The 20,559-nt window shown below is 37.1% G+C and carries 20 protein-coding genes; 12 read left to right on the forward strand and 8 right to left on the reverse strand.

What is annotated here, in order from left to right; translation table 11 throughout:
• The first annotated feature begins 6 nt into the window (after window positions 1–6).
• From IAE19_RS09760 to IAE19_RS09770, 3 genes are all read left to right on the forward strand, one after another.
• Complete coding sequence (locus IAE19_RS09760; protein WP_200460752.1) at window positions 7–690, forward strand: Fe2+-dependent dioxygenase; 684 nt, start codon at window positions 7–9, stop codon at window positions 688–690.
• Between the two features lie 71 nt (window positions 691–761).
• Entirely contained in the window at window positions 762–1,436 is a 675-nt protein-coding gene (locus IAE19_RS09765) for a response regulator transcription factor (protein WP_200460753.1), read from the forward strand.
• A gap of 12 nt (window positions 1,437–1,448) precedes the next feature.
• Window positions 1,449–2,804 (forward strand): sensor histidine kinase, encoded by a 1,356-nt coding sequence (locus IAE19_RS09770; RefSeq protein ID WP_200460754.1) that lies wholly within the window; start codon window positions 1,449–1,451, stop codon window positions 2,802–2,804.
• Between the two features lie 43 nt (window positions 2,805–2,847).
• Here the strand turns inward: IAE19_RS09770 and IAE19_RS09775 are convergent, their stop codons facing one another.
• Window positions 2,848–3,390, reverse strand: coding sequence for an undecaprenyl-diphosphatase (locus IAE19_RS09775; protein ID WP_200460755.1), 543 nt, complete (start codon window positions 3,388–3,390; stop codon window positions 2,848–2,850).
• Window positions 3,391–3,553: 163 nt separating this feature from the next.
• Between IAE19_RS09775 and IAE19_RS09780 the strand changes: the two genes are divergently transcribed.
• The 4 genes from IAE19_RS09780 to IAE19_RS09795 all read left to right on the forward strand — a co-directional run bounded on the left by IAE19_RS09780 (window position 3,554) and on the right by IAE19_RS09795 (window position 8,098).
• Complete coding sequence (locus IAE19_RS09780) at window positions 3,554–4,294, forward strand: phosphatase PAP2 family protein (RefSeq protein WP_227612225.1); 741 nt, start codon at window positions 3,554–3,556, stop codon at window positions 4,292–4,294.
• Window positions 4,295–4,378: 84 nt separating this feature from the next.
• Entirely contained in the window at window positions 4,379–6,031 is a 1,653-nt protein-coding gene (locus IAE19_RS09785; protein WP_200460756.1) for a phosphoethanolamine transferase, read from the forward strand.
• Window position 6,032: 1 nt separating this feature from the next.
• Window positions 6,033–6,719, forward strand: coding sequence for a response regulator transcription factor (locus IAE19_RS09790; RefSeq protein WP_200460757.1), 687 nt, complete (start codon window positions 6,033–6,035; stop codon window positions 6,717–6,719).
• 8 nt (window positions 6,720–6,727) lie between these two features.
• Window positions 6,728–8,098: a sensor histidine kinase gene (locus IAE19_RS09795; RefSeq protein ID WP_227612226.1), complete on the forward strand. Its 1,371-nt coding sequence runs from the start codon at window positions 6,728–6,730 to the stop codon at window positions 8,096–8,098.
• Window positions 8,099–8,707: 609 nt separating this feature from the next.
• On the opposite strand, the gene IAE19_RS16810 is transcribed toward IAE19_RS09795, so the two are convergent.
• The 3 genes from IAE19_RS16810 to IAE19_RS09805 all read right to left on the reverse strand — a co-directional run bounded on the left by IAE19_RS16810 (window position 8,708) and on the right by IAE19_RS09805 (window position 9,924).
• Window positions 8,708–8,818, reverse strand: a complete 111-nt coding sequence (locus IAE19_RS16810) for a hypothetical protein (RefSeq protein WP_413784495.1) — start codon at window positions 8,816–8,818, stop codon at window positions 8,708–8,710.
• Between the two features lie 92 nt (window positions 8,819–8,910).
• Window positions 8,911–9,069, reverse strand: coding sequence for a hypothetical protein (locus tag IAE19_RS09800; protein ID WP_200460758.1), 159 nt, complete (start codon window positions 9,067–9,069; stop codon window positions 8,911–8,913).
• Between the two features lie 27 nt (window positions 9,070–9,096).
• On the reverse strand, window positions 9,097–9,924 hold the full coding sequence (locus IAE19_RS09805; protein WP_200460759.1) for a hypothetical protein: 828 nt from the start codon (window positions 9,922–9,924) through the stop codon (window positions 9,097–9,099).
• A 269-nt stretch (window positions 9,925–10,193) separates the two neighbouring features.
• Here IAE19_RS09805 and IAE19_RS09810 point away from each other — a divergent pair, with 269 nt between their 5' ends.
• Window positions 10,194–11,600 (forward strand): PLP-dependent aminotransferase family protein, encoded by a 1,407-nt coding sequence (locus IAE19_RS09810; protein WP_200460760.1) that lies wholly within the window; start codon window positions 10,194–10,196, stop codon window positions 11,598–11,600.
• Between the two features lie 77 nt (window positions 11,601–11,677).
• Here the strand turns inward: IAE19_RS09810 and IAE19_RS09815 are convergent, their stop codons facing one another.
• From IAE19_RS09815 to IAE19_RS09825, 3 genes are all read right to left on the reverse strand, one after another.
• A complete protein-coding gene (locus IAE19_RS09815; RefSeq protein WP_200460761.1) occupies window positions 11,678–13,222 on the reverse strand; it encodes a DHA2 family efflux MFS transporter permease subunit in 1,545 nt (514 codons plus the stop codon).
• Window positions 13,223–13,225: 3 nt separating this feature from the next.
• Complete coding sequence (locus IAE19_RS09820; RefSeq protein WP_200460762.1) at window positions 13,226–14,380, reverse strand: HlyD family efflux transporter periplasmic adaptor subunit; 1,155 nt, start codon at window positions 14,378–14,380, stop codon at window positions 13,226–13,228.
• A 276-nt stretch (window positions 14,381–14,656) separates the two neighbouring features.
• Window positions 14,657–15,154, reverse strand: coding sequence for a thioesterase family protein (locus tag IAE19_RS09825; RefSeq protein ID WP_200460763.1), 498 nt, complete (start codon window positions 15,152–15,154; stop codon window positions 14,657–14,659).
• Between the two features lie 108 nt (window positions 15,155–15,262).
• Between IAE19_RS09825 and hemB the strand changes: the two genes are divergently transcribed.
• Both hemB and IAE19_RS09835 read left to right on the forward strand, forming a co-directional pair.
• Window positions 15,263–16,276: a porphobilinogen synthase gene (hemB, locus tag IAE19_RS09830; RefSeq protein WP_200460764.1), complete on the forward strand. Its 1,014-nt coding sequence runs from the start codon at window positions 15,263–15,265 to the stop codon at window positions 16,274–16,276.
• Between the two features lie 24 nt (window positions 16,277–16,300).
• Window positions 16,301–17,422, forward strand: a complete 1,122-nt coding sequence (locus IAE19_RS09835; protein WP_200460765.1) for an NAD(P)/FAD-dependent oxidoreductase — start codon at window positions 16,301–16,303, stop codon at window positions 17,420–17,422.
• Window positions 17,423–17,455: 33 nt separating this feature from the next.
• Here the strand turns inward: IAE19_RS09835 and IAE19_RS09840 are convergent, their stop codons facing one another.
• A complete protein-coding gene (locus tag IAE19_RS09840) occupies window positions 17,456–17,908 on the reverse strand; it encodes an ABZJ_00895 family protein (RefSeq protein ID WP_200460801.1) in 453 nt (150 codons plus the stop codon).
• 331 nt (window positions 17,909–18,239) lie between these two features.
• Between IAE19_RS09840 and IAE19_RS09845 the strand changes: the two genes are divergently transcribed.
• Entirely contained in the window at window positions 18,240–19,190 is a 951-nt protein-coding gene (locus IAE19_RS09845) for a hypothetical protein (protein ID WP_200460766.1), read from the forward strand.
• A gap of 109 nt (window positions 19,191–19,299) precedes the next feature.
• Window positions 19,300–20,553 carry an exonuclease SbcCD subunit D gene (locus IAE19_RS09850; protein ID WP_227612227.1) on the forward strand — a complete coding sequence of 418 codons (1,254 nt, stop codon included), beginning with the start codon at window positions 19,300–19,302 and terminating at the stop codon, window positions 20,551–20,553.
• Window positions 20,554–20,559: the final 6 nt, after the last annotated feature.

The following is a 20,559-nucleotide window of genomic DNA, read 5'->3' on the forward strand; positions in this document are numbered from 1 at the left end:
AGTGTAATGATTCATCATATTCCAAATGTCTTAAGCAAAGAACAAGTTCTGTATTTCCGCGAAGAAATGAGCAAGATTGAATGGGTCAATGGAAAAGTTACCGCTGGAACACTTTCAGCTACAGTCAAACAAAACCAGCAGCTTCCAGAAGATCATCCTTTAACCCATCATTTAAGTAATATAATTTTAGAATCCTTAGGACAACACCCTTTATTTTTATCTGCTGCCATTCCTTTGGATATTATTCCTCCTCTTTTTAATCGATATGAAAATAATGAAGCCTTTGGTTTTCACGTCGATAATTCGATTCGCAGAATCCGAGGAAGTAATGAACGGTTAAGAACTGATTTATCTTGTACTGTGTTTTTAAGTGAGCCAGACGAGTATGACGGTGGCGATTTGGTGGTTGAAGACACCTATGGATATCATGAAGTTAAACTTCCCGCAGGTGATATGATCTTATATCCATCCACTAGTTTACACGAAGTCACTGCGGTCACTGCTGGCTGTCGTATTGCTTCATTTTTTTGGGTTCAAAGTATGGTCAGAGATGATGCAGAACGTTATATGTTATTTAATCTGGATCAAACGATACAAAATTTGCGGATGCAATTAGGGGATAAACATCAGGAAGTAATCAAACTCACCAATTTGTACCATAATTTAATGCGTAAATGGGCCGAGTTATAATTTCAATATTTTGATTTAAAGTTTGCTTCCCCTGCCTCTTTCTTAGAATTTAAGCTTCCTACAGGTGCTTCATGATAAAAATACTCTATATCGAAGATGACCTCATGATTGGTAAATCAACCTTCCGATTATTAAAACATGAAAAATTTAATGTCGATTGGGCCAAGACAGGACTCGAAGCTTTAGATTTACTTTTTAATCATGTTTACCATCTGGTTTTACTTGATCTGGGTCTGCCCGAATTAGAGGGTTTAGAAGTCCTTAAGCATATTCGTAAAAAAGCTGATTTAAAACAATTAGGCGTAATTATTATCAGCGCACGAGATCAAAGTCGCGATAAAATTCAGGGACTTAGACTAGGTGCAGATGACTATATTGTAAAACCTTACAATTTTGATGAGTTAGTCGCGAGAATTGAATCGGTGCTTCGCAGAGGAAAATTTAGCACGATTGAAGAAATCTGCTTTGAAGTTGGAGATACCCAGATGTTTCCAAATACACGTAAAGTATTAAAACAAGGACATTCTGTAGAACTTTCAGCAAAAGAGTGGGCCGTTCTAGAACCTTTAATGATGTATCCTAACCAGATTTTTTCACGACAGGCACTTGAACAAAAACTTTATGACTGGGATGTTGAACTTAATAGTAATACCATTGAAGTCCATATCCATAAACTACGTCAAAAATTAGGTAAAGATTTAATCCGTACAGTGCGAGGCCTCGGTTACTGCATTGAAACCCGATAAAACAGGAGAAGGATGATTTTTAGTAAATTTTTTCACTTCTATCATAAACAGCCTCTAAGTTCTCGAATGACTTGGAGTATTTCTGTTTTAAGTATTATTTTACTGGTTTTAATCGCGATTTCTGCTTATCGGATTGCCTTGGAAGAATCTCAGGAAGTTATTGATAAACAAATGGAGGAAATGGCGGAATTTCTTGCCAGTGTCAACATTCCTCACCGCCTTTCAACCTTTGATCCTCATCGCCGCTACGGTGAACGCGATGTCTTCATTGATATTGTTGACCGTGATCAATTATCGACTTTAATCAAAAATCATAACTATTTGGTCGATCATCTGGAGAAAGCTCAATTTATAAGAAAAAATAGCACCCGCGGTAAAATAGTAGCTTATGTCTTACCGCTTGAAGATAAGCAAATCCAAATCAGTCAACTGGTCATTGTGCGTAAAAATCTGGCGCGTGAATTGGCCTTTAATATGCTTATTCCCTATTTTATTTTTATGCCATTTGCCATACTGGGAGTGTATTTTCTCATTCGTTATCATTTAAGACCACTTGCAGATTTAAAGACAACGTTTTCACAACGGGACTATAACGATTTATCTGAAGTTCAAGTTAAAAACCTGCCTGTCGAGATTACTCCTGCTATTGATGAATTAAATTATTTATTTAAAAGGATTGAAGATGCCCAACAACAACAACAAAAATTTATTGCCAATGCAGCACATGAATTAAGAACACCTTTAACCGCATTAAGTTTACAAACAGCCGTATTGATTAAAACCCCGAAAGACAGCCCTTTTTATCAGGAAAATATCGATGATCTGGATCAAAACCTGAAAAGAATGTCGCATCTGGTTCATCAACTTATGACTTTGGCACATCAGGAGGCACTTTCTAGCGAAGCTTTATATCCTCTCAATTTACTTGAAATTATACGTCAATGTACAGGTCAATTGCTTGCCAATGCCCGTAAAAAAGACATCGATGTTCAGGTCAATATTGATGATTTCAATGAAAAAGTAGAAGTACAGGCCACAGTCAGTGCGTTGGAAAGTATCTTTCTCAATTTGATTGATAATGCCATTAAATATAGCCCTGAACATGGCCAGATTCTGATTAAATTATTTGAGTACACTGATACGATTCTGGTCGAAATACATGATAGTGGTCCGGGCATTGCGCCTGAACAATATGATCATGTGATGCAACGTTTCGTACGCTTGATTGAAACCCAATCTCAAATCGTAGGTAGTGGACTTGGATTATCCATCGTGCAATCTGCACTGGAATCTATTCAGGCCACTCTACAGTTAGATCGTTCAGAAATATTACAGGGTCTAAAAATAAAACTTTATTTCAAGTTATAAATAAACGATTGCATTCATTGATAAGGCTCTTGCCCACACAAATTTATAGGGTTTGAGGGGGCTTTAGGAATAAGATTTTTCGACTTTGTATGTAGACGTTCACTATAACAAATGCCATAAGAATGCCTCCTAAAATATCAAGGGGGAAATGTACCCCCAAATAAACACGTGACCACCCAACCAAAGCCGCAATCAACATGCCTATCGTCCCAAGCTTTTTACAATCTTGATATAAAAATGAAAATGCTAATATGCTAATGGTCAACATATGGTGGCTAGGAAAAGAATTGTTAGCCGCATGGGAAACCAGTAAATGTCCCAGTCTCAATACAAAAGGTCGTGGATGATAATAAAAATGATCAATGATTGCGGCAATACAAACCCCAATGAGAACCATCAAAATGCTATGCAAATAGGCTCTTTTGTAATTTAAAGAGGTCTTAACTAATAAAATAGTGCATAAACCAAGATAAACACCAATGAGGTCATGTGAAATAAAAATGGCACTTTTTAATAAAAATGGAGATGGCGTAACAGAAGCATTAATCCATAAAAACAAAGTATTATTTAATTCAGAAAGTGACATAACATGATCATACAGGTCATACAAGTTCGCTTATTAAAGCGGAATATGATTAAGTGTTTCTTAGCAAAAAACCATATTAAATAACTGAAATATAATGTAAAAAAATTAATAACTTTCTCAGCAAGTCTTAATCTATATTTTTTATTCTAGGGATTCATATGACTTGGAATCTCGTAAAGTGGCTTTGTATCTAGAGAAATTTGATAAATACAATTTGGTTTTATTATTTTCCACTGCCCTATTGATGCTGATTTTCATACCTATTGCTGGATCATTAGATCAAATGCTCAGTCTTCCTTGGGTAAATCATTCGGGATATTACTTAAGAGAAAACCAGTTTTTAGTTAAATTTGGACATGAGTTTTTGAAAAATCTAGTCATTATTATTGCAATGATACATGTCGTATTATGGATTAAATTCATCTTCCAGAAATCATTCTCACCACTTCGTTCTATAACAGGTGTTGTAGTCATCGGAATGATGATTTCCATTTCAGTGATCGGGATATTTAAGTCTCAATCTGTACATGCATGCCCATGGACGCTTTTACGAGTTCACGCGAATCATATCGACTGGCTCAAATCTCTTCATATACATGGGAAATGCTTTCCTGGCGGTCATGCATCTGCGGGATTTTCTTTATTAATTTTATATTTTGCTTATCGCCCATTTTATCCAAAGTTGGCGCGCTATGGTTTGATATTAGCTTTAGTCATGGGTTCACTCATGAGTACGGTTCAGATGGTACGTGGTGCTCATTTTCTAAGTCATAACTTATGGTCATTCTGGTGGTCATGGCTGATTGATTTCATGGTGTATAAAGTATGGCAAATGTTCTGGCCTAATTATTTAAAAGACATTTCAATAAATAAGAAATTTTTGAGACATGGTGTTAATCATTGAATTTTAATTAAAATTTATCTAATCATTCCTTAATCTTCTCAGTTTTAAATAAGACATCGGCATCCATTATACGAAATCATGCACATGGCTCAACGGCTTCGACTTAAAAGAATCTCAGTCTCTCTGAGAGTGTTTAATATTTTGGTCGCTGGCTGGCTAGCCAGTTTTACCAATATAGGGTTTTATCAACACCTATCCTCGTTTAGTTCATTTTCTGGGTTAACCCAATATTCATTTATTTTTGTGACTTTTTTAATCTTAAGTGGTTTTTATTTCTTTATTTTACAGATTCTTAGTTGGCAACATTCGGCTAAAGTATTGGCTACAGTTTTAATCATATTGACAGGATTTTCATCGTATTTTGTCAATCAACTTGGTGTGAATATTAATACCGACCAAATCCAGAATGTCGTGCAGACCGATGTTCATGAAGCTGTTGATTTATTATCAATTCCGTTTTTATTGTGGTTAATCAAAACGATTGTCTTACCTTTAGCCCTTTTATGTTATCTAAAAATTGAACCTACAAAAAATATCAAACATCTTTTTTTGGATAAATTGATCAGCCTAATGGTCGCATTGTTCATCATCGGTCTGGGATTATTTTCATTTTATAGCCAATATGCACCTATTTTTAGGGAAAACCGAGAGTTAAAAGCACAAATTTCACCATTAAATATTTTATCCAGTAGTTGGAGTTATGCCCATAAGAATGTAAAAACTCAAAACTTACCGTTAATTTCTTATGGTGAAGATGCTCATCAGATCAGTTATGCGATTCAACAGCCTGCAAAAATCATGGTTTTGGTTGTTGGAGAAACTGCTCGTGCGCAAAACTTTAGCTTAAATGGTTATCCCAAAATGACGAATCCTGAACTCAGCCAGCTTGATATTGTAAATTTTAGTCAGGCATCCTCATGTGGAACACAAACATCTGTCTCAGTTCCATGCATGTTTTCAGGAATGCCGCGAAAAAATTATGACCAAGCATTAGCTGCGCATCGCGAAGGTTTATTGGATATCGCTCAAAGAGCAGGTTATCAAGTAACTTGGATTGATAATAATTCGGGTTGTAAAGGAACCTGTGAACGTATTAAAAATTATATTTCTCCTAAAGATCAATCCGCTTATCAGAAGTGGTGTAGCAATGGTGAGTGTCAAGATGAAGTTTTACTAGCTGCATTAAATGACTATCTTAAAAGTATGGATCTTAAAAAATTAAAACAAAATCAGTTAATTGTTTTACATCAGATGGGTAGTCATGGGCCTGCTTACTACAAACGTTATCCTCATGATTTCAAAAAATTTCTACCTGCTTGTGAAACCAATAATATTCAAAATTGTGATCATAATTCCTTGATTAATACGTACGACAATACCATCTTATATACGGATCATATCGTGGCAAGTGCTATCCATGTATTACAACAAACTGGCGTACCTACAGGATTAATTTATTTATCTGATCATGGCGAATCGACAGGAGAAAGCGGTTTATATTTACATGGAACACCTTATTTTATGGCACCTAAAGAACAAACACATGTTCCCTTTCTATTTTGGACATCACAACAATGGCCTGAACATCAAAAGATTCAGCATTGTTTAAGTCTGCAAAAGGATCATGCAGTGAGTCAGGATAATTTATTCCCAACTTTGCTGGGTCTGTTAGATATTCAAACCAAAGTGCTGAACCCACAATTGAATTTACTCGCACAATGTAGAGGTAGTATTTAAAGTGATTCGTATTTTATATATCGAAGATGACTTAATGGTTGGAAAATCGACCTATCAGCTACTTCAACATGAAAAATTTGAAATTGACTGGGCTAAAACAGGATTGGAGGCTCTCGATTATTTATTTGGTCAAACTTATCATATTGTTCTTCTGGACCTTGGATTACCCGAATTGGAAGGCCTAGAAGTACTTAAACATATCCGTAAACAAGTTGATATGAATAAGATGGGGGTAATTATTATTAGTGCACGAGACCAAAGCCGCGATAAAATTCAGGGTTTAAGGCTCGGTGCTGATGATTATATTGTGAAGCCTTATGACTTTGATGAATTGATTGCAAGAATTGAATCGGTGTTGCGACGTGGAAACTATAGTTCACTTGAAGAAATTCATTTTAAAGTGGGAAACGTTCAGCTCTTTCCCAATACCCATCGGGTACTCAAAGGTAAAAAGAAAATTGAACTCTCGGCCAAAGAATGGGCGATTTTAGAACCGATGATGATGTACCCCAATCAGATATTTTCCAGACAAATGCTTGAGCAAAAACTTTATGACTGGGACACCGAAATTAATAGTAATACCATCGAAGTTCATATCCATAACCTCAGATATAAATTAGGCAAAGATTTTATTCGTACCGTACGTGGTCTGGGTTACTGTATAGATACCCCAAAAGCTTCAGGTTAGATGTCTCAATGCCCCCTGCTTTAGCTAAACTCTGGCAAATTTACCATGACCAGCCGCTCAGTTCGAGGATGTCTTGGAGCATCTCGGTTTTTAGTATTATTTTACTGATTGTGATTGGCATTGCTGCTTATCGGATCGCACTTGAAGAATCACAGGAAGTGATTGATCGACAAATGCAGGAAATGGCAGAGTTTCTAGATAAAAATAACCTGTCAAACCGCCTCTCCACGTTTAACCCAAAAGCCAGATATGATGAGACCGATGTTTTTATTGATATTATTTCCAAAAATGAACTTGAACGATTAAGCCAGCAGCATAATTACCTATTGCCTTATTCAAATTCAGCTCATTTTTCTAAACATCGAACCACACGGGGTGAATTAAAAATTTATGTCCTCCCGCTGCCTGATAAACAAATACAAATTAGCCAACTGATTAAAGTGCGCCGCCATCTGGCCGAAGAACTTGCATTTAATATGCTCATTCCCTATTTGCTTTTTATGCCCTTTGGTATTTATGCAGTTTATCGTCTTATCCGTCATCATTTACGTTCTATCAATGAATTAAGCACCACATTTGCACAACGGGATTATCACGATTTATCTGAGATTCATGTAAAAGATTTACCCGTTGAACTTACGCCCGCCATCAATGAACTCAACTATTTATTTAAACGAATTGAAACAGCACAAAAGCAACAACAGCTTTTTGTTGCCAATGCTGCACACGAGCTAAGAACGCCTTTAACCGCACTCAATCTGCAAAGTTCACTGCTCATGAAAACTCAACGAAATAGCTCAAGTTATAATGAAAATTTAGCAGATCTAAGACAAAGTCTAAATCGAATGACACATTTAGTCGAACAATTAATGTCATTGGCACATCAAGAGATTCAACAGCACGAACCACTGGAAAATTTGAATTTAATTGAAGCAACACGTCGTAGTATTGGACAGTTATTGGCAAATGCACATCATAAAAATATCGATCTACAAGTCGACATTCAAAATCAGCCAGAACACCTAGATATATTTGCTACTCGTAGTACATTAGACAGTATTTTAATTAACCTGATTGATAATGCTATCAAATATAGTCCAGTCCAAAGTTTGGTACTGATTAAATTATATTGTGGAGAAAACCAACATTGCTATGTTGAAATTCATGATAGTGGTCATGGCATTGCCCCAGAACAATATGACCATGTAATGCAACGTTTTGTTCGACTGGTTGCAACGCAGCATCAGGCAATAGGAAGTGGGCTTGGTTTATCTATTGTACAGTCCGCTTTACAAGCAATTGAGGCCACGATGCAATTTGATCAGTCAGAACAATTAAGTGGTTTAAAGGTAACGTTGTGCTTTAAGCAAAATATCTAATCAAACGTATAACTCTTTGTTATTAAATCAAGTAAAAGTAAAAAATTTGATATTGGGAGTGACAAAATAGACCGCATTATAGAATTTAACGCTACATTTTTGACTGCGTCCAATTCAACACAACTCGATCAAGCACAAAGCCTTTAGATTTAATACTAAAAAGCTTTTTATTTTACTAAAAGGAAGAGCTGTAATGGTACTTGGGTTAATCCGTGTAAAGCTAAACTCATCATCGTACATCCTATACAGTGTAATTAAACATTCTCTTTGGATTTAATCTGATTCAGAACAGGCTTTAGAGAACATGACTGGAGTATGGAAAGCCATCGGTTATGTGAGAATTCCCAATTCTTGAATTGTATTTATACTAAAAATGTATACCCAATAAAGAATGCGATTTAGGATAAATCGATTCAAACCAGTAAAATTGTTAGTCCAAAACTGAAACGTTACATTTCAGTTTCTAAGCATGGTTATTTAACCTCCGCATGTAAGGCCGTTATGGACGAGATCAAACAGCCAACTTACTTTCTCCATGAAGAGAATTTTTTATTTAGATAATCAAAATAGTTCTATTAATTTCAACAAATCTATAGAAATACTTGATTTTCAAAGCAAATATTCCCAGATTATATAACCAATACCAAAACCCAAAAAAGCATAAAGCGTGATAATAAGAAATACAAAACTTGCCTTATTTTTTTGCTTTAAAAAACGCATATCATTCACCTTAACGATTACCAATATTAATTAAATTAACTTTCAACATACGCCTTACGATCAATCTAGTTTATACAGAACCATTTCAAATATTATGGCTGATGCTTGACTAGAGACTGTTTTTGTTGCTGAGATGGCATATATTCAGGTTCATTACTGACTGCCAAATAGAAAAAGGTAAGAAACAGGCATCCAAGTAAAATACTGATTCCTACCGTTACAAATGGGAAATTCGATTTATTTTTTTGCATGAGAGACGCTCCTGAATATTTACACGGTTAAAAAGAAGAGGAAGAATAACGAGAGGGCTTTAGAATATTTTCATTTTGGATTTGTGTCTGAATATATTCTGAATAAACTGATAATTTTTCAAAAAGATGTTCCGAATAAAACATATCCTCTATCAAATGATGTGCCTGTTCTTGGTTAAAACCATGTGTCAACATCAATAATTTCGCATTTATTTTAGAAAAATCGTGACACAATGTCCGATGGAATTCATCTTTTACTTTAAAAAATAATTTCTTTTGATCTATTTGCTGTATAGAAAAACTAGAGATATTGCATGTCTTATTTAAAATATAAATTTCAATATTTAAAAATTGGTTAATTTTATTTAAAATCTGCACATCAATATCTAGCTTTGAGATAATAAATATCTTTGATATATCTGTATGGCAAATAGCTTTAATCAAACTTAAAAATAAAAAATCAACGTCATCTATATACTCAAAAATATCTAGATATAAATTTAAATTTTCCAGTGCATTATCAATATTGACCAGACTTTTTGTTTGTATCTGATAATATGATTCAAGCATATAATTGATTGCTACTGTTAATGGCGTAGTATAAATTGTCTTTTTATTTAGGTTTGCCAGAATAATCGGCGAAAAAAGATAGGCAAGATTGAGATCATTCCATTCAATTGAGGATTGAATAATATAAACTGAATGGGCAGGAGATAAATTTCTCAATATTTTAGCGCGTAAAATGGTTGCTTCAAGATTGACATATTGATGCGAAAGTTGTTGCTGGATGTTTTGAGACGGTAACCGCTGCATAAAAATCTGCAATATTTGATTTAATTCTTCAGTTTTAAACACATCACACCTCTCTATTTCGGCCAAACTTTTAAAGTCAGATCCAAAAAATCAAATTCAGCTTGGTACAATATCCATTGTCATCAAAAACACTGTAAGTTGTTAGACACAGAATAAGCTTAAAAAAATATAACAGATAAGTAAGTATCCATCTGAACTGTTATAAAAACTGATTTTTTTCAATGAAAAATTAGTTGTACTGCTCTATTTTTTAGTTCACTTTATAACTGAAGTATTCTATCTTTTAGGCTTTAGGCGCTCTTTTCATTGCGATGTATAAATCTGAACAACTTGCACAACATTTAAGGCGACTCATTGAAAACGGCTCATGGCCCGTGCATACCCGCTTGCCTTCTTTGCGTGAGCAAGCTGAAATTTCGGGTTTTAGTCTTATGACGGTTATGAATGCCTATCAGGATCTTGAAGCGCAAGGTTTAATTTATTCTAAAGAAAAATCGGGTTATTTCGTTGCTGAAAATGCAAAAACCCAGATTCCGCAAAGCGCAACCATTGTTTCTTTAAATCCCAAAATAGAGATTAATTCTCTGGTGTTTAAATATTTAAAATCGATTCAATCCAAAGACATTGTTCCTTTTGGTTCAGCTTTTCCAGATCATCATTTACTGACACCCTCCAAGCTTTTACAAGTAGTCAGCCAAATGGCCCGTGATCAAAAAAGTTATGATCAAACTACCAATCTCCCACCTGGAAATCTGGCTTTACGCAAGATCATCGCTCAACGTTATTGTATGCAAGGGATCCCAACCGATGCGGATGATATTGTAATTACCTCGGGCGGTCTGGATGCATTAAATTTATCGTTACAGGCACTCACTCGCCCAGGTGACTATATTTTATTGCAACAAACCACATTCTATGGTGCATGGCAAGCAGCAGAACGTTTGGGCTTAAAGGTCATTACTTTGCCCGAACATGCCAAATATGGTTTTGATCTGGAAGCATTTGAACAGGTCATTCAACATTATCCGATTAAAGTTTGCTGGTTTATGCTGAATGCGCAGAATCCAATCGGTTTTACAGTCAGTGATGAGATTAAATATAAAATTGCCAAGCTTTTACATGAACACAAAATCTATTTAATAGAGGATGATGTGTATGAAGAACTTTTTTATGGTATGCATAAACCGTTGTCTATGAAATATTTTGATCGGGGTAATCTCGTTTTACATTGTTCTTCTTTTTCAAAAACGTTAGGCGCAGGCTTTCGCGTGGGCTGGGTATATGCTGGAAAATACTCAGAACAAATTCAACATTTACAACTGATGAGCACCATCTCAGCCAATGCACTGATTCAAAATGCATTGGTTGAATTTGTATCCAGTCATCATTATGAAAAACACTTACGATTGTTACGTCGTCGTCTGGAAAAAAACAAGAAACGCTTTGCTCAGTATTTAAAGCAACATTTGGGACAATGCTGTGAAATATATAATTTTCCCAGTGGCTATTTCCTCTGGATCAAATTACCACTACATATCAGTAGTTTAGAACTTTACCAAAAACTAATCATAAAACATATCAGTCTGGCACCAAGCCCACTTTTTAATGTTTTAGAAACGAATCAACACTATATTCGCTTAAATTGTTCATTTGAATGGACTTCACGCATTCAAGACGCATTAGACCAATTCATCCAGTCCATCTTGAATTTTCCTTGAGGATCGCTATACCCACATGAAAAAACCATTAATTCTTGGTAAATTGACAAAAAAATAGGGGCTATCGCCCCAAGTGATTAATGAGGCGCTGGTCCCTGTAAACTGCGTTGTGGTTTTGGACTAAGCCAGATAATCAATCCTGCAAATACAAAAGCCAAAGCAAATAATAAAAACACATGGTTTGCCGACATCGTAATTGCTTCTTTATCGACTAAATTAGAAATTACACCTAAAACTGTGTCTGAACTAAAACCATTCTGAAGAAGCACATTTTGCGTCTCTTCAACATGCAGACTAGACACCATTTCGCTTCGTGCAACTTTGGCATGGTCATCCCAGATAGTGACCGCAAGCGAAGCTCCTATCGCACCTGCCATGGTTCTTAGAAAATTCATTAATCCAGCAGCAGAGGCAATCTCTTGGGGCAGAACCGAAGCAAGTGCAATATTGGATAATGGAATAAAGAAAAATGGCACAGCGAAGCCCTGCAAAATCTGAGGCCAAGCCAGTGTCATAAAATCAGAATCCGTAATCCAGAATGCCCGCATAAAAGTCACAACCCCTAGCAATAACAAACCAAAACTAGCCAACGCACGTGGATCATGTTTAGTGGCCAGTTTGGCGACCAAAGGAGACATGGTTAGACTACCAAAACCCATGGTTGCCGTTAAATAACCGGCCCATGTGGCGGTATATCCCAGATTCATCTGCAACCATTGTGGAATTAATACAATACTGCCAAAGAAAGCACCAAATCCAAAAGACAACGCCAAAACAGAAACCGTAAAACCCCTATGCCTAAAAATCCAGAGATTAACCACGGGTTGTTTATCGGTCATTTCCCAGATGAGAAAGACAATAAAACCTATCACCGCGATCAAGGCAAGCATAACAATACTAGTATTATTGAACCAATCTCGCTCATGACCCAAATCTAACATGAGCTGTAATGCGCCAATCCACAGCACCAATAGGAATAAACCAACGCTATCAATTCTTAGGCGAATAGTTTCTGTTTCTGCAACAGATAACAATCGAACGGCGGCCATGACACAAATAATACCCACAGGGATATTGATAAAGAAAATCCAGTGCCAAGATAAATTATCACTAATTAAGCCACCGAGAATTGGCCCCAAAATTGGCCCTAATACGGTGGTCATTGCCCATAAGCCCATAGCCTGTGAATGCTTTTCCTGTGGAAAAATACGCATAAGCAATGTTTGGCTAAGTGGCATCAATGGTCCGCCTGATAGCCCCTGTCCGATACGACACAGTACCAGCATTTCAAGACTAGTCGACAGTCCACATAAGAATGAGAACACAGTAAAGCCTATCAGCCCCATGACGAAGACACGGACAGTTCCAAAACGGCTCGCTAGCCAGCCAGTCAAGGGAACACAAATCGCTTCGGCAACCGCATAGGAAGTAACGACCCACGTCCCTTGTGAGGAAGATACCGCCAGATTACCTGTGATATGAGGTACGGAGACATTGGCAATAGTGGTATCCAGTACCACCATAAAATTGGACAAAGCAATGACAAATGCTGCAAGCAGCAAGCGACCACCACTTAACTCGGCAAAAGGTGTCCGGGTTGCAGCCTGATTTTGAGCACTCATAGATTACTTCTTCGAAGAAAGATCGACCGTTGCTTCCATCGACAGACCCACTCGTAATGGATGATCTGCCAATTCTTTTGGATCAAGTGCAATACGCACAGGCAATCGTTGAACAACTTTAATCCAATTACCAGTCGCATTTTGGGCAGGAATCAAGGCAAATGCGGCACCCGTTCCACCAGAAAATCCAATCACCTTGCCATGATATTCAACATGATCGCCATATAAGTCTGAAGTCAGGGTTGCAGTTTGTCCCACACGGACTTTTGCGAGTTGACTCTCCTTAAAATTAGCATCGACATACAACTGAGAAATCGGGACAACACTCATCATGACTGTGCCCGGCGCAACACGCTGACCAATCTGAATATTGCGACGAGCCACCACGCCATCGACCGGTGCACGAATAACTGTACGATCCAGATCAAGTTGTGCCTGCTCTACTTGTGCCTGTGCCACCAATACATCTGGAAGGGTATCTTCATCTGTACCTTTAATTAAGGCATCGTTGGCAGCCAAATTACTCATTGCAGCTTTGCGGTTAGACTCTGCCTGAGACAAACCTGCCTGAGCTACGTTTAGATTCGCTTGCGCTGTTTGTAATGCGCTTTGTGCAGACGTCAGCTCTTCTTTGGAAATCGCGCCTGTTGCTGCAAGTGAAGCACGACGATCATAGTCCTGTTTAGCTTTATCTACATCAGTTTGTGCTTTTGCAATCTGTGCTTTGGCACTGTTGATTTCATCATCACGGACAATAACTTGCGAGCTTAATGAGCTACTATTGGCTGAACTTTGTTGATATTGACGCTTAGCCTTTGCCAATTCAGCCTTTGCCTGCGCCAAAGCAATAGTTGCATCGCGATTGTCAATTTCAACCAGAATATCACCCTGTTTGACTTGAGCCGTATCACTGACTAATACTTTCGCGACTTGCCCACTGACCATAGATGTAATTTGAGCATTTTCCGCACCAACGTAGGCATTGTCTGTGCTCATTGAATTGTTAAAAAATACAGCCCAAATCGCATATAAAATTGCAGCAATAATTAAAATGAGCGCAAAATAACTCAGTATCTTTTTGCGTTTTGATTTCATTGCGTCATCAGAAGTTGATGCTGTCTGCTCTTTTGTCTGTATTTCATCTTGAGCATTTGTCATCGCATATTCCTAAGTCAGTAGGTTGAAATTGTCAAAGCTTTTTCAGTTCGATCGATCAGTCTAAGTTCTGAATCTGAACTTAATCTTAAATAAGAAATTTTCTGACAATGTTAATTTTCAAATGAAGCAAGAATAACTAAAAAAATCATAATTTGATAATAAAAAGATAACTTATTAGTTCATTTTTGCTTAAGCTGATTTTTATCCACTTTCTAGGAAGATAAGGTCCAAAAAAAAGCACCTCAAAAGGTGCTCCACGATGCTCAATAAATTGAATTAATACGCATAAGAAGCTGTACCCACCGCAATAATTTTATCCTCATTATTTTTCATGGTCATACGCATAGTACACCCCTTGCGTCCCAAACGCAGGGTTTCGGCCTTGGCAATAAAATACTCCCCTCGACCCGGTGCGATATAATCAACTCGCATATCAACCGTTGCTAAACGGGAAACTTTTTTAATTGTTTCTGGCATATTTTCAGGCTCTGCTTTCTTATACAACTCCCCCATTGCAACAATTCCGCCAATACTGTCCAGCAATGTCGCAGCCACACCACCATGCAAAATCTGGAATGCCACATTACCAATCAAAGTCGGTTGCATCTCGATATACGCTTCAATCTCTTCATCCACGACACGCATGGTCATTCCACTATGCTTAAAAAAAGGAGAACTGTTAAATGCCTGACATAGCTGATTCAGAATCACTGTAATCTCTGTTTTCGAGCCTAAATGAATATGCCCAGTCCATGTTTTTTTCGATTCAGTCATAAAACACCTGATACCCATAAATCTGAATTAATGCCAATTCTGTTTGTACAAATGCCCTATTATGGGTCTACAATACGCCACAAGTTAATACTGAGGCTTGAGATTGTTATGACTTATACGTTCAATCGTCCTGCATTTCCAGCGACTCGCATGCGTCGAATCCGTAAAAATGATCAACTGCGCGCCATGGTAAGTGAGACTCAGCTTACACCGCATCATCTCATTTACCCAGTATTTGTCTTGCCGGGACAAAATCAACGTCAGGATATTCCAAGTATGCCGAATATTCAGCGTTTATCGGCAGATTTATTAGTCAAAAAAGCAGAACAGCTTTTAGAATTAGGCGTCTCCAAGCTTGCTCTATTTCCAGTCACACCACAAGAAGACAAAAGTCTGACTGCTGAAGCGGCATGGCGTGAAGATGGTTTGGTTCAGGAAACTTGTCGTTTACTCAAAAAAGAATTACCAGAAATGGTACTCATCACCGATGGTGCTTTAGACCCATATACCACACATGGTCAGGATGGCATTATCGATGATACAGGTTACGTACTCAATGATGAAACCGTAGAGTGTCTGGTTAAACAGGCTTTGAGTCATGCTGCTGCGGGCGCAGATGTGGTTGCACCTAGTGACATGATGGACGGGCGTATTGCAGCGATCCGTCAGGCTTTAGAACAAAACGGTTTTATTTATACCAATATTATGGCTTATTCAGCTAAATATGCTTCCAGTTTTTATGGTCCATTTCGTGATGCAGTCGGTTCTGCAAGCAACTTAAAAGGCGGTAATAAATATAATTACCAGATGGATATTGGCAATCGTGCAGAAGCTTTACATGAAATCGCACTTGATTTGCAAGAAGGTGCTGACATGGTGATTGTCAAACCGGGTATGCCTTATCTGGATATTGTCCGTGAAGTGAAAGATACTTTTGGGGTGCCGACATTCCTTTATCAAGTCAGTGGTGAATATGCCATGCTAGCGGGCGCAATTCAAAATGGCTGGTTATCCGATAGTGTGATTTTAGAATCACTGCTGTGCTGCCGTCGTGCAGGCGCAGATGGAATTTGGACCTATTTTGCCGAAGAAGCGGCGCTGAAACTCAAAGAGATGAAATAAGCTTATTACAAATCGGATATGAGCATGCACATTGCCATTATTGGTGCTGGTATCAGTGGATTACTCACTGCACTTGAATTAATTGAACAAGGCTGTCAGGTGTCTATTTTTGATCAGCAACAGGCTGGACAAGCGGCTTCATGGGCGGGTGGTGGAATCCTGTCGCCCATGTATCCGTGGCGCTACCCTCAAGCGGTCAATACACTCGCAAAATATGGCAAATCAATGTATCAAACATGGAACGAGAAATTACGTCCAAATTCTGGTATTGATTTTGAAATCCATGACACAGGCATGTTGATTTTTGATGAAGATGATTTCGACATCGGTTTAAATTATGCAGAGCGTTATCAGGAACCTATGCAACAGGCCGAATATCTCATACCTGATGCTTTAGAACAGATTAACCCGTGGATTCATCCCAAATTTCAACACGCTATTTATTTCCCTGAACTTTCCAATATTCGCAATCCGCGACTATTACAGTCCGTTATCGCTTATTTAAAGCAGCATCCTTTGGTCAATTTTGTTGAACAAACACATATTATAAAATTTCAGATTCAACAACACCAAGTTCAGTATGCGATAGATCAACACGGCAACAAAATACAAGCGGATCAATTTGTGCTTGCGACAGGGGCCTGGAGTCAAGATTGGACAGAACAACTAAATCTAGAAATTCCAGTACAGCCCGTACAGGGACAAATGGTGTTATATAAAGCCCCTGCCCACTGGCTTCCAACTATGTGCATGAATAAAGTGATGTATCTGATTCCACGTCAGGATGGACATATTATTTGTGGTTCAAGCATGGCCTATTGTGGTTTCAATACGCTGCCCGATGCAAAAACCAGACATAATATTGTAGAAGCCTGTCTGGAAATGGTGCCTGAGCTCTCCCAGTTTCCTATCGTAAAACAATGGGCGGGTCTAAGACCTAGTTCACCAACAGGCATCCCTTATATTGGTGCTGTTCCAGAAGTAAATAATCTCTGGATGAATGTGGGACATTTTCGTAATGGCTTATGTATGGGACCTGCTTCTGCACAGTTGTTACGTCAATTAATGCTGAAGCAACCGACTTTTATAGATCCGACACCTTACTCCCCAGAACGCTTAAACAGCGAACAACTGATCGTAAGCTAGATGGCTCAAAGCAAGCTTTTAATAATCTCATCCTTATTTTGAACCAAACATTTTTGTGGCCATTCGCTGTGCTTGTTTGCCATAAAACCAGTAGGTAATCAGATACAAAGGAATCGCCAGTACCAAAAACATGATCAAAATAATGCTGATAAATTGAGGTTGTTGTAAATAAAGCAGAAAGTTTTGAAAAACTTCAGGATCACGTAACGAAAATATAACCAGACCAAGCAAAACACCCAATAAATTATATCCCCAGAAAATCAGACTAAACCCTAATGTCAGCTTTTTACGTTCTGCTTGAGTGGGTGCACGTTTTTCCTGTTTTAAAAATCTAAATAGTACCGCAATCATAGCAGTCAGATACGGAACTGCCGTGATCACCATACCTAGTCCTTGGGGCAATAAAGCAGCAATGACACCCATAAGCAGGGTAACCATGAAACAAATAAGAAAAAACCACAAGTAATAACGGCGTAAGTTGGTCATTTTCATCATAAATTGAGCATCCAAAAAAATATTTTAAGTTTTTTTCAAGTTTTTTGCATTTTCTTGTCAACCTTTTCGGTATGAGCTTCGTTATATAGGGTACAAGGTCAGCAGCAACCGAGCTTAATTTGCACGGCATCCGCAAATGTTCGGTGACCTTTCATTATGACATCTCCTTTGGAATATGTTTTGTTAGCAGCCAGACATATTCTAAAGTTTTTGACCGACGATTTATCATCACTCGAATCGTCGGTCTTTATTTTTATAAGTTTTATTTTGAAAGAAGAAGATTAAAAATTGCTTATCATAATTCTTGTTCGAGAATTTCATCATGATATATCAACTTCCACTCCCCCTGAATGGGGAAATATTTGAAAATTTAATGTGCGATCTTATAAATCATATGTTTAATACTACCAGTTTTGATTTATATGGAAGAAAGGGACAAGCTCAACATGGAATAGATATTATTTCGTATGAATTTGATGTAGTCATACAATGTAAATTTAGAAATACAAACTTTGAAAATAAAAAATTTAGAAGGGACTTAGCTAATGAAATAATTTCAGATATCCATAAAATTTTAATAAAAATGAAACATCCCCCCAAAAAATTAATTATTGCAACAACTCTTCAGAATGATACCGAACTCCAAGACTACCTTAATTGCCTATTGATATTTAATAAACTTGGTAGTTTTGTAGAGTTTTGGGGTTGGAATAAAATAAGTAATGAATTATTTCTATTTAACAATCTTATTGAAAAATATTTTTCATTTAGACGTTCAAATATTGAACTTGCAAATATGAAAATACTAAATAAGTCAGTCTATCAAAAAAATAAAATGAACTATCACCGATATGATTTTAAAAATGTAAAAAAGTTGAATCAATTACCAATCTTTGACTTCAGTTTTCTAAATAATACTTCAGATACAATTTTACTTAATTCTATTGAATGCTTTAGCAAACTACAAGCGATTGCAAAATGTGGTAATTATCCTGAATGTTCAGGTTTATTAAAACCAACTAAAAAAATTTTAGTTGATCTAAAATTTGACAATTTTTTAGAGAGCTATACTTTTTTACTTGTTGAGTTAGATGATCCTATCTTCATATATCCGCAATCTCCATTCAGAATTCAGATTCAAAATAAAAAACCATTGAATAACTTCTGCCAAATTTATTTCAAATTTAATTTCAATAAGGTCACTATTACTTCGCCTGAAATTTTCTTCAATGGGGATAATCCACATAGCGGTAAGCTGATTTCTAGAATTTAAGAAGGATACCATTGTTTATTTAACTATAAATTATTAGCTAAGGAAAATATTTATCTAACGAATTCATTTATGCTAACTTATCTAGTCTATATAAGGAATTCATAGATCGATGACGGTGCGCTTTTTTCATACATCAGACTGGCACTTGGGACAATTTTTTTATAATCACTCCCGCCACTATGAACATGAACAATTTTTGACATGGTTATTAGAACAAATCAAGCTTAAACAACCACATGCGCTACTCATTGCTGGTGATATTTTCGATGTCATCAACCCCAGTTCTCAGGCACAAAAACAGCTTTATCAATTTTTGGCCGATGCACATGTGCTTGCACCACATATGCAAACCCTAATGATTGCGGGCAATCATGATTCTGGTTATCGCATTGAGCAAGTCGAACCACTTTTAGAAAAATACAATGCCAAAACTGTGGGCGTTATTCGCTGGAATGCAGATAAAACACTGAATCTGGATCGCTTGATTTTGCCGATTTACAATGAAAAAAAACAGACTATCGCATGGTGTATTGCATTACCTTTTTTACGTTCTGCTGAAATTACAGGCTTCAATGAACACACTAGCAACAGTCAAAAGGCCATTGCCTATTTGCATCAACAACTGATCACCGAAGCAAAACGTCGAAAGACGGATGATCAAGCCCTAATTTTAATGTCACATGCCCATATGCAAGGGGGAGAAACATCTGATTCGGAACGTCCCATCATTATTGGAAATGAAGAAGCATTATCTACAGCGTTGTTTGAAGATGGCATTGATTATGTAGCGCTTGGACATTTACATAAACCACAAAAAGTTGGACAAGCCTATATTCGTTATAGTGGTTCACCTATTCCGCTTTCCTTTAGCGAAATCAATTACAAACATCAAGTAGTTGACGTCCGTGTTCACCCTGATCAAAAAGATGAGCAATATTTTCAGTTCGAGGTTTTAGAAATTCCTCGTAGCGTACAACTCCATAAAATTCGTGGTGAGTTGAATGAGGTGATGCAGCAATTAAAATCACTGCCAAGCGGCATGATTGAAAGCATTGATCAGCGTGAATATGTCGATATTGAATACCATACCCTGACCCCACCCCAGCCAAATTTAAGACAACAGTTTGAAGATGCCTTACCCGCAGATCGTTATCGCTTGGTACGTATTTCCCGTCAATATTTATCAACTGAAAATAATGCTAGACATCAGGCACAGATTCATCTTGAACCGCCAACGCCTGAGAAATTATTTCAACAAATTTGGAATAAAAAAGGTTATAACGCAGATGATCAAGTCCAAAAAGACTTTATGAGTTTAGTCGCTCAGGCACAACAACAACTTGAAGATCAACAAAAGAGTTAAAGGATT

Source organism: Acinetobacter sp. S40 (genome assembly GCF_016624705.1).
Classification (GTDB): domain Bacteria; phylum Pseudomonadota; class Gammaproteobacteria; order Pseudomonadales; family Moraxellaceae; genus Acinetobacter.

Bases quoted from the DNA above. Each gene is read 5' to 3' on its own strand.
- IAE19_RS09765 (WP_200460753.1), top strand. From the start codon at position 762: ATGATAAAAATACTCTATATCGAAGATGACCTCATGATTGGTAAATCA.
- IAE19_RS09800 (WP_200460758.1), bottom strand. From the start codon at position 9,069: ATGCAAAAAAATAAATCGAATTTCCCATTTGTAACGGTAGGAATCAGT.
- hemB (WP_200460764.1), top strand. From the start codon at position 15,263: ATGACTTATACGTTCAATCGTCCTGCATTTCCAGCGACTCGCATGCGT.
- IAE19_RS16810 (WP_413784495.1), bottom strand. From the start codon at position 8,818: ATGCGTTTTTTAAAGCAAAAAAATAAGGCAAGTTTTGTATTTCTTATT.
- IAE19_RS09810 (WP_200460760.1), top strand. From the start codon at position 10,194: ATGTATAAATCTGAACAACTTGCACAACATTTAAGGCGACTCATTGAA.
- IAE19_RS09770 (WP_200460754.1), top strand. From the start codon at position 1,449: ATGATTTTTAGTAAATTTTTTCACTTCTATCATAAACAGCCTCTAAGT.
- IAE19_RS09850 (WP_227612227.1), top strand. From the start codon at position 19,300: ATGACGGTGCGCTTTTTTCATACATCAGACTGGCACTTGGGACAATTT.
- IAE19_RS09785 (WP_200460756.1), top strand. From the start codon at position 4,379: ATGGCTCAACGGCTTCGACTTAAAAGAATCTCAGTCTCTCTGAGAGTG.
- IAE19_RS09795 (WP_227612226.1), top strand. From the start codon at position 6,728: ATGCCCCCTGCTTTAGCTAAACTCTGGCAAATTTACCATGACCAGCCG.
- IAE19_RS09845 (WP_200460766.1), top strand. From the start codon at position 18,240: ATGATATATCAACTTCCACTCCCCCTGAATGGGGAAATATTTGAAAAT.
- IAE19_RS09760 (WP_200460752.1), top strand. From the start codon at position 7: ATGATTCATCATATTCCAAATGTCTTAAGCAAAGAACAAGTTCTGTAT.
- IAE19_RS09775 (WP_200460755.1), bottom strand. From the start codon at position 3,390: ATGTCACTTTCTGAATTAAATAATACTTTGTTTTTATGGATTAATGCT.
- IAE19_RS09815 (WP_200460761.1), bottom strand. From the start codon at position 13,222: ATGAGTGCTCAAAATCAGGCTGCAACCCGGACACCTTTTGCCGAGTTA.
- IAE19_RS09820 (WP_200460762.1), bottom strand. From the start codon at position 14,380: ATGACAAATGCTCAAGATGAAATACAGACAAAAGAGCAGACAGCATCA.
- IAE19_RS09835 (WP_200460765.1), top strand. From the start codon at position 16,301: ATGCACATTGCCATTATTGGTGCTGGTATCAGTGGATTACTCACTGCA.
- IAE19_RS09825 (WP_200460763.1), bottom strand. From the start codon at position 15,154: ATGACTGAATCGAAAAAAACATGGACTGGGCATATTCATTTAGGCTCG.
- IAE19_RS09840 (WP_200460801.1), bottom strand. From the start codon at position 17,908: ATGACCAACTTACGCCGTTATTACTTGTGGTTTTTTCTTATTTGTTTC.